This window comes from Ruminococcus sp. (assembly GCF_017650195.1).
Taxonomy (GTDB): domain Bacteria; phylum Bacillota; class Clostridia; order Oscillospirales; family Ruminococcaceae; genus Ruminococcus.
This window is the reverse complement of record NZ_JAGCFH010000251.1, coordinates 1-5007: the sequence shown is the minus strand read 5'-3', so window position 1 is coordinate 5007 and position 5007 is coordinate 1. Positions and strand designations below refer to the sequence as shown.

At 41.2% G+C, this 5007-nt stretch carries 5 protein-coding genes; 2 read left to right on the top strand and 3 right to left on the bottom strand.

Annotation, left to right across the window (positions count from 1 at the left end):
* Positions 1-397: 397 nt before the first annotated feature.
* Entirely contained in the window at positions 398-793 is a 396-nt protein-coding gene (locus tag J6U00_RS11470; RefSeq protein WP_296581986.1) for a tyrosine-type recombinase/integrase, read from the bottom strand.
* Positions 794-810: 17 nt separating this feature from the next.
* On the opposite strand from J6U00_RS11470, the gene J6U00_RS11465 reads away from it, so the two are divergent.
* Positions 811-1422 (top strand): SDR family oxidoreductase, encoded by a 612-nt coding sequence (locus tag J6U00_RS11465; RefSeq protein ID WP_296581984.1) that lies wholly within the window; start codon positions 811-813, stop codon positions 1420-1422.
* Between the two features lie 34 nt (positions 1423-1456).
* Here J6U00_RS11465 and J6U00_RS11460 read toward each other — a convergent pair whose 3' ends face one another.
* Both J6U00_RS11460 and J6U00_RS11455 read right to left on the bottom strand, forming a co-directional pair.
* Positions 1457-2113 carry an ATP-grasp domain-containing protein gene (locus J6U00_RS11460; RefSeq protein WP_296581982.1) on the bottom strand — a complete coding sequence of 219 codons (657 nt, stop codon included), beginning with the start codon at positions 2111-2113 and terminating at the stop codon, positions 1457-1459.
* 188 nt (positions 2114-2301) lie between these two features.
* Positions 2302-3435, bottom strand: coding sequence for an XRE family transcriptional regulator (locus tag J6U00_RS11455; protein WP_296581981.1), 1134 nt, complete (start codon positions 3433-3435; stop codon positions 2302-2304).
* A gap of 277 nt (positions 3436-3712) precedes the next feature.
* On the opposite strand from J6U00_RS11455, the gene J6U00_RS11450 reads away from it, so the two are divergent.
* Entirely contained in the window at positions 3713-4906 is a 1194-nt protein-coding gene (locus J6U00_RS11450) for an ATP-binding protein (protein WP_296581979.1), read from the top strand.
* The last annotated feature ends 101 nt before the right edge of the window (positions 4907-5007 follow it).

The window sequence follows — 5007 nt, the reverse complement described above, 5'->3', positions numbered from 1 at the left end:
TCGCAGGTTCGAGTCCCGTCACAAGCTCCAAACAAATGGCTTAACCACGCGGTTTATGGACTGCGTGGTTAAAATTTTACATGCTGTTTTTCTCTTAAAATGTCATTTTGGTTCTTACGTAAGAACCAAAAAAATGAGTATTTTCTTCAAGTACACTTTTTGTCCAAATAGGCGTTTGGTTCTTATTTGGTTCTTATTGGTTCTTACATAATTTTACACTCAAAAAAATGATAAAAAACTCTATATACACAAATAAACTCCATTTATAGTTATAACAATTGATTTTATTGCTGCAAACTGATAAAGTGACGCTTTGGAGCTTTCAGTTACGTAGGAATAATTCTCTTTAATAAAAAAAGCAGCCAGAGATAATATTTCTCTGGCTGCTGCCAATTCGTTATTCGGATTTATCCTTCTTTTTCTTTGAAAACAATGACAGATCTAACGCTTCTGCCGCCATTTCGTCAGCTCTCTGAATAACATGAGTATAAATATCATTCGTTACGGTAGTACTTGTGTGTCCGAGTCTTTGAGAAACTACTTTCAGAGGAATATTGTTCATAATCATAATAGTCGCTGCGGTATGGCGCAGAGTGTGTACGTGAACTTTATCAAAATGGTGTTCTTTACAAAAACTACGAAACCATCTTGAAAACGTATCAGGCCTTAGCCAACCGCCAAAATCATTGGTAAAAACCTTTCCTGTTTCAGTCCATTTTGTTCCAAGATTCTTTTTGTACGCATTTTGCCATTTTTTATACTCATGCATCATTTCAACCACACTATCAGATATCTTTATATCTCTGATAGGTGTGCGTTATCGACAAAGCCGAGGGAGATCACTTCGTAGGTGATATTTCCGACAAGACAGTGCTTGAAAAATTCGCACAGCAGGTAATAGCTGAGCACAGACATATCGACTTCCTCGTGAACAACGCTCTACCGCTGATGAAAGGCATTGACGAGTGCAGCTATGAGGAGTTCCAGTATGCGCTGTCAGTGGGCGTGACTGCGCCGTTTTACCTGTCGAAGCTTTTCGCACCTCACTTCAACAAAGGCGGCAGTATCATCAATATTTCGTCCTCACGCGACCGCATGAGTCAGCCTCAGACCGAGAGCTACACGGCGGCAAAGGGCGGTATAGCTGCGCTCACTCATGCTCTTGCGGTAAGCCTTGCAGGGAAGGTTCGAGTGAATTCTATCTCTCCCGGCTGGATCGATACTTCCTGCAAAGTCTATGACGGTCCTGACGCATATCAGCAGCCCTGCGGACGTGTGGGTGATCCGATGGATATTGCCAATATGGTGATGTTCCTCTGTTCAGACAAGGCAGGCTTCATCACAGGCGAGAACATCTGTATCGACGGCGGTATGACCAAGCTGATGATATATCACGGCGATAACGGCTGGAAGCTGAAATGATAAAAAGACCGCAGTTGATTCTGTGGCCTTTCATTTATCTTATATCAAAAGCACATTCGTCCTCTGTTCCAGTCAGTTCAGCCCAGCAAGCAGATAACAGCTTTGCATAGTCTATATAAAACAATCCGTAGCATCCGAGTGCGTAACCGTCATTAACCTCAATAAGTAATGTTCTTCCGTCATCGGTTAGTCCAAAATCAATGGCATAGCCTGCGGGAGCTGATGTAAACTCCTTTACAGCATTTTCAATCACTCTGTAATCATAGTGCTTACGCCAGTCACCTTTATACGGTCTTACGCTGAGGATATGTCCATATCTTACAAAACATCGCCATTCTGCTTCAAATTTTACGATTTCGGAGCAGTAAACATCTTGATTAACGCCTTGGATTCCACAGCCAATAAGGTCTTTAGGAGAGCGAACAACAACACCCGTGAACTGTTTATCTTCAAGCGGTTTAACAAATACAGGCCAACAGTTCGGATTATTGTTTACTTCGTTCATTTTTGTTTGCCATATCTTACGCCCAAGATATTTTTGCAGTTCGTCGGGATAGTCCATTTCAGGAGTGATAATTCCAAAATCCGCAAGCCGTGCTCTTACCGTTCCAACATATCCGACCACGACATCTTCTTTATTGCTTTCTTGAAATTTGTCATTATCATGAAACGGTACTACTTCAAATCCCATTTCATAAAACCCCTGATAGGCATTCATAAAATTATAATTATGCGGAATACCGTTTTCATAGGATTGAATATATACTTTCACATTATCACTTCCTGACGTTTTTTCTCATTATAGCACACGAAAGCAGATTTTGCAATATGAAAAAGCAAGCCGCAGTTTTCCCTGCGGCTATTATACTTATTAAACGATTATTTCAGCAATTCCTTTGCTCGTTTGTGAATCTGCTCCTCGATGAGTTTCAAGCGTTTGCTGTCGAGATTATACCTTGAATGGCGCTTAAAGCGGAAGTCGAGCAAGCGGCGAAGTCCTTCTCTGTGTCTGTTGCTTAGCACCTGTTTAGCAGTGCCGATGAAGTCGTCATACACGCACGGGACAAGAGTATCCGCATAATCACTGAGTGCCTTATCGGAGACAAGATCATCCCTGCCAGCAAGATTGAACAGTGAGTTGCCGTGGTCGAACAGCGGCGCAGGAGCAGCTATTTTGTTTGTGTGGTTATCCATCAGAAATCCGAAGTTGCCGAAATGTCTGTCCACGTTGCATATTATCGCATCAAGTACCATCATATCGTCAAGCGCATTTATGAACTCCTCGCCCAGTGACTTGTAATAATCGCGGACAGCTTTCATTCCGCCCTTGCTGACAAGTCTGCCTATCGGCATAAAGGAGTAGTCTTTGCTTGTGAACAGTTCGCAGGTGGAACACAGCTCTCCCTGCCATTTTGACAGTCCGTAGGAGATAGCGTTGATACCAAGAGCATCTGCTATCTGAGCGGCATAGAACTCTGAATACGGCTCGTTCCCCATGTTGGAAGCTCCGCTCGTTCCACCCTTGTAAAGTCGTATAATACCATTTTCTCTGCGCCAGCACTTAGGCAGCATTCCGTTCGTTGTGAACTCAGGGCATGATGCAAGAGATGTTCTCACAGAGCTGCCATAGCCAGTGAATGCGATAAGTCCCAGCACTCGGCTGAATCTGTTGGCATAAAGGTTATACTGCGAGAAGCTGCCCTCAAAGCCTTCCTCAACAACCCAGTAGCAGTCGTTCAGCGACAAACCTTTTGATACGCTGAGTATGCTCATAGGGCGGTTGAGATTTAGTCCGCATTTACTTAGAAAGCTGTGGACGTATGCACGATTCTTCGGTATAGTCCTGTGTCTCAGCCAACGTGAAACGCTGTCGCCGTCAATAGTCATATCAAGAGGCAGCAACGCCTTTTTTTCTTCATTTACCCAGAGAATATCTATCTCGGGTGAGCTTGTATCTTCTGTTGCTGTGAAGCGCATCAGCGGAGTATCAAAGTGTCTAAGTTCGTAAGTCATGGCTCTGCCTCCTTTCGTTTAGTGTAGTTATTATACCACAACAGAGCGATTTAATCAAGAGCTTTGTTAAAACAATTTTACGCTATATCTTCAATAGCTTCGACTATTCTTGCTTTGGATAACTCTCTGCATTTTAACAAGATTAGAAACAGAGTTCCATCTCTGCGAGTTCACAATCAGAGATGGAATTATACTTCCAACTGTTGACTTTTTAAAACAAATATGGTATAATAATTCCAGAAAATCATATACTAAATGGCGGAAGGAGTTGATTACTATGATAGATCGCCCTGAATATCTCAGATTTCTGAACGAGTGGAAGGATAAACAAATAATCAAAGTTATTACTGGTATAAGAAGATGCGGAAAATCCACACTATTTGAGCTTTTCTTGGAACAGCTCAGAAAACAAGGCGTCAACGACGACCAGATAATATCTTTAAATTTTGAAGAAGCTGAGAATGAAGAACTCCATGACTGGCATAAAATGTACAGTTATATAACATCTCGTATGCTCCCTGATAAAACAAATTATATCTTTCTGGACGAGATACAGTGCGTGACTGATTATCAGAAAGCTGTTGACAGCCTGTTCGTAAAAAAGAACACCGACGTTTATATAACAGGTTCAAACGCCTATTTCATGTCAGGCGAGCTTGCAACGCTGTTATCAGGCAGATATGTTGAACTGAAAATGCTGCCTCTGTCCTTCAAGGAGTACGCAAGTACGTTTGAGGGTATGAGCAAAGAGGAGCTTTACAGGAATTACGTTTATAACAGCTCCTTCCCTTATACAACTGAACTCAATGACAGGCGGAACATAAGAACATATCTTGACGGTTTATATAATACTATTGTTTTGAACGATATTGTCACCAGAAAGAAAATACAGGATCCACTTATGCTGAAAAGCGTTATAAAATACCTGTTCGATAATATCGGAAGTCCCTGTTCTTCAAAGAAGATAGCTGATTCAATGACAAGTGCAGGAAGAAAAATATCCAATCATACTGTAGAAAACTATCTTGAAGGTCTTACCGATAGCCTTCTTATGTATCGTGTCGGAAGATATGACATAAAGGGGAAAGAACATCTGAAACTACTTGATAAATATTACGCTGCTGATGTCGGTCTCAGATATTATCTTCTTGGTACTAATAATGCAGATAACGGGCATATTCTTGAAAATGTGGTATATCTGGAGCTTATCCGCAGAGGATATGAAGTATATGTGGGAAAAAACGGTAATACAGAAGTTGATTTCGTAGCTGTTGACTATGATGGAAATACTGAGTATTATCAGGTATCATGGACTGTTCGTGATGAAAAGACTCTTGAACGAGAACTCTCACCACTGCAAAACATCAACGACCATAATACAAAGATACTTCTGACTATGGATAACGATCCACCTGTATCATATAATGGAATCAAACAGAAGTATGTTCTGGATTGGTTACTTGATAAATAATCTGTAAAGGAGTTGGCATCCCCAACTCCTTTTTAGCTTCTGAAACTTCTTATTTATCATTTTTTAAATAGGCGCGTGGTTCTTATTTGGTTCTTATTTTC

Coding starts and splice junctions, on each gene's coding strand:
- J6U00_RS11460 (WP_296581982.1), bottom strand. CDS start 2,113: ATGGGATTTGAAGTAGTACCGTTTCATGATAATGACAAATTTCAAGAA.
- J6U00_RS11450 (WP_296581979.1), top strand. CDS start 3,713: ATGATAGATCGCCCTGAATATCTCAGATTTCTGAACGAGTGGAAGGAT.
- J6U00_RS11455 (WP_296581981.1), bottom strand. CDS start 3,435: ATGACTTACGAACTTAGACACTTTGATACTCCGCTGATGCGCTTCACA.